This is a genomic window from Rhodococcus sp. P3_B8, from assembly GCF_056402775.1.
The window spans coordinates 1-3,758 of the sequence record NZ_JBFUGT010000513.1 but is presented as its reverse complement, the minus strand read 5'-3'; the positions used below and the strand labels follow the sequence as shown (position 1 = coordinate 3,758).

Genomic DNA, 3,758 nt, shown 5'->3' with positions numbered 1-3,758 from the left:
AGCCTGGCCGAGCGGACCCTCGCCCAGCTCCTCGACGCGCGGATCAGTTGCAGGGCTTACCTACCGACGCAGGTGCCGCGCGACGTGATCGAGAGGATCCTCGAGCTCGCGCAGCAGACGCCGTCGTGGTGCAACACGCAGCCGTGGCAGGTCGCGATCACCGAGGGGGAGGGGACCGAGCGGTTCCGTTCCGGGCTGGCGGAGTACGTCCGCACCCACCCGCAGGAGTCCGACTTCGAGTGGCCCCGCGAATACGTCGGCGAGCACAAGCAACGCCGCCGGGAGTGCGCCATGCAGCTGTACTCCAGCGTCGGCATCGCGCCCGGCGACCGGGCCGCGTCGGCCGAGCAGACGATGAAGAACTTCGACCTGTTCGGCGCGCCACACGTCGCGATCGTCACCACCCACGAGGCACTCGGCACGTACGGCGCCGTGGACTGCGGCCTGTACGTCGAGACGTTCCTCCTCGCCGCGCAGAGCCTCGGGGTCGCGACCATCCCGCAGGCCGCCGTCGCGGGAAGTTCGCGGTTCATCCACGACTTCTTCTCGCTCGACGAGGACCGCAGGGTCGTCTGCGCGATCTCGTTCGGCTACCCCGACACCGAGAACCCCGTCAACGGATTCCGCACCCACCGGGAACCCGTCGCCAACGTCGCGCAGTGGGTGTCGCAGTAACGTGCTCGACTCCGAAGTGTTCGACCGGGACGCACTGTTCGCCCGCCTCCGCCGCCGTCCCGACGTCGAGGCCCCCAACCTGACGGCCGTCGACGCCGCCGACCGGCTGATCCTCGACGAGGCCGCGGCGGCCCTGTCGGCGGCACCTGCCGGTGCGCTCGCCGTGATCGGCGACCACTACGGTGCGCTCACCCTCGGCGCCGCGGCGACGCACGGCTCCACCGGGATCCGCGTGCACCAGGACCCGCTGACCGGCGAACTGGCGCTCGCCGCCAACGCCGCGACGGTCGGGCTCGCCGACCGCTACCGGGCGTGTGCGCTCGGTGAGGAGCTGCTCGCGGGCGCAACGGTCGTGCTGATGCAGCTGCCGCGGAGCCTCGCCGAACTCACCGAGGTCGCCGAGGCGATCGCCCGCCACGCCGACCCGTCCGTCGTCGTCTACGCGGGCGGACGCAACAAGCACATCTCGACCGCCATGAACGACGTGCTCGGGCGTTCGTTCTCCGACGTCCGCGCGACCCTCGGCAGGCAGAAGTCGCGGGTGCTGATCGCGAGTGGCCCGGTGGAGGTTGCGCAGCAGACATACCCCGTCACCGATCATCTCGCCGAGATCGGGCTGGACGTCGTCTCGTACGGGGCCGCGTTCGCCGGCCCCAAGCTGGACATCGGGACCCGGTACCTCCTCGACTTCCTTCCCCGCGTGAACCCCGGCGCGCGGGCCGCGGTCGACCTCGGCTGCGGAACGGGCATTCTCGCCGTCAGCCTCGCCCGGCTCCTCCCGGAAGTGTCGGTAATCGCCACCGACCAGTCGTCGGCCGCGGTGGCGTCGGCGGCCGCCACCGCCCGCGCCAACGGACTCGACGGACGGGTCAGCACGCTGCGCGACGACGCCATGTCCACCCTCGCCACCGACAGCCAGGACGTCGTCCTGTGCAACCCGCCGTTCCACGTCGGCGCGGCCGTCCACACCGGCGGCGCGTCGAAGATGTTCACCGAAGCCGGGCGGGTGCTCCGGCCCGGCGGAGAGCTGTGGACCGTGTACAACTCGCATCTCGGGTACCGGGGCCGGTTGCAGCGGCTCGTCGGTCCAACGGACGTCGTCGGCCGGAATCCCAAATTCACCGTCACCCGATCGGTGGCCTGACCGCCGCGCCGACCCGTGCCTCGTCTGGCGGGTGTCCCCACGGCACCGGTAGAGTCCGAATTGTCCGACCCGAAAKCGACGAACGGGAACTTGCGGTGGGTGCGGGACGTTCAACGTACAAGAAACCCGGATCCACCCGGCGAGCCACGAGAAGGGATGTGCACGGTGCGCACCACCAGTAACCCGGTGTTCCGCAACCTGCCCAAACAAGAGGGCAGCGGCGGATACGCCTCGTTCGGATCTACGACGGCCGGCGCAGCGCAGGTCACGCAGCAGTTCGGCCAGCCCCAGTACACGCAGGCCGAGCCCTACCGGACGGGCCCCGACTACCGTTCGATGACCATCGACGACGTCGTCACCAAGACGGGTGTCACGCTCGGCGTGCTCACGGTATCGGCGATCATCTCCTACTTCCTGGTGAGCAACGACGCGAACCTCGCGACCCCGCTGGTCATCGGTGGTGGCCTCGTCGGTCTCGTGCTGGTCCTCGTGGCCACGTTCGGCCGCAAGATGGACAACCCGGGCATCGTTCTCGCCTACGCGGTGGCGGAGGGTCTGTTCCTCGGCGCCCTGTCGTTCATGTTCACCGACATCACGTTCGGTGGAGTCGGCGGAGCGGCGCTCATCGCCCAGGCCGTACTCGGCACGTTCGGCGTGTTCTTCGGCATGCTCGTCGTCTACAAGACGGGCGCGATCCGAGTCACACCCCGCCTGACACGGATGATCATCGGCGCCCTCATCGGTGTCGTCGTCCTCGCCCTCGGCAATGTGATCGCCAGCTTCTTCACCGAAGGCGGCCTCGGCCTCCGCGACGGCGGTCCCGTGGCGATCATCTTCAGCCTCGTCTGCATCGGCATCGCCGCATTCAGCTTCCTGCTGGACTTCGACGCCGCCGACCAGCTGATCCGCGCCCAGGCGCCGGAGAAGGCCGCATGGGGCGTCGCATTCGGACTGACCGTCACCCTCGTGTGGCTGTACGTCGAGATCCTGCGACTCCTGAGCTACTTCAACAGCGACTAGCAGTTCCACGAGAAGGCCCCCCAGGGGGGCCTTCTCTGTTGTGCGGGCCCGGTTCGATTACCTCGGAGGTAATCGACGCGCGTACCCCGGCGGAGGAATGTCGTGTGCAGCAACCAGCCACTCGAAGGAGCACGACATGAGCGCGTACGGAATGGCCCACCTCGAGAACGTCGACATGGGTCCGCAGATCGTCGAATACCTCGAACGCATCGACGGCACCCTCCGCCCGTTCTCCGGCAAGTTCATCGTCCACGGCGGACGCCAGGACGTGGTCGAGGGAACGTCCGACGGCGCGTTCATCGTCATCGAGTTCCCCGACCGCGAGCACCTCGAAGGCTGGTACACGTCCGACGCGTACCGGGAGATCCTCCCGCTCCGCGCCGAGCATTCCGACGGACTGGTGGTCATGGCCGACGGCGTCGACGCCGACCACAAGGCCACCGACATCCTCGGGTAGGCGCTTCGCGCCCGTGCGCCTTTGTGGTCGCTACCGCTACCAAAAAGGCGCACGGGCCCGGAGGGCCTAGCTCAGGCGCTCGAGGACCATGGCCATGCCCTGCCCGCCGCCGACGCACATGGTCTCGACGCCGAACGTCTTGTCCTGTTCGCGGAGGTTGTTGAGCAGGGTGTTGGTGATGCGGGCGCCGGTCATGCCGAACGGGTGACCGAGGGCGATGGCGCCGCCGGAGATGTTCAGCTTGTCCTCGTCGATCTTCAGTTCGCGAGCCGATCCGAGAACCTGGACCGCGAACGCCTCGTTGATCTCGAACAGGTCGATGTCGGAGATGGACTTGCCGGCGATGGCGAGGGCCTTCTTGACGGCCTCGATCGGGCCGAGACCCATGATCTCGGGGGACAGTCCGGACACCCCGGTGGACACGATGCGGGCCAGCGGCGTCAGGCCGAGGGCCTTGGCCTT

General features: G+C 68.5%; 4 protein-coding genes and 1 pseudogene. 4 read left to right on the top strand and 1 reads right to left on the bottom strand.

What is annotated here, in order from left to right; genetic code table 11:
* The 4 genes from AC1D1G_RS43805 to AC1D1G_RS43790 form a co-directional block, all read left to right on the top strand.
* Nucleotides 1-675, top strand: a 675-nt coding sequence (locus AC1D1G_RS43805; RefSeq protein ID WP_477956773.1) for a nitroreductase, incomplete at its 5' end; no start/stop codon positions are given.
* Nucleotide 676: 1 nt separating this feature from the next.
* Nucleotides 677-1,819 carry a class I SAM-dependent methyltransferase gene (locus AC1D1G_RS43800; protein WP_283352451.1) on the top strand — a complete coding sequence of 381 codons (1,143 nt, stop codon included), beginning with the start codon at nt 677-679 and terminating at the stop codon, nt 1,817-1,819.
* Between the two features lie 165 nt (nt 1,820-1,984).
* Entirely contained in the window at nt 1,985-2,839 is an 855-nt protein-coding gene (locus AC1D1G_RS43795) for a Bax inhibitor-1/YccA family protein (protein WP_280781524.1), read from the top strand.
* A gap of 136 nt (nt 2,840-2,975) precedes the next feature.
* Nucleotides 2,976-3,296, top strand: a complete 321-nt coding sequence (locus tag AC1D1G_RS43790) for a DUF1330 domain-containing protein (RefSeq protein WP_280781525.1) — start codon at nt 2,976-2,978, stop codon at nt 3,294-3,296.
* 66 nt (nt 3,297-3,362) lie between these two features.
* Here AC1D1G_RS43790 and AC1D1G_RS43785 read toward each other — a convergent pair.
* A pseudogene (locus tag AC1D1G_RS43785) lies at nt 3,363-3,758 on the bottom strand (acetyl-CoA C-acyltransferase); the annotation flags it as partial.

Excerpts from the sequence above, each read along its gene's own strand:
- AC1D1G_RS43790 (WP_280781525.1), top strand. The coding sequence starts at position 2,976 with ATGAGCGCGTACGGAATGGCCCACCTCGAGAACGTCGACATGGGTCCG.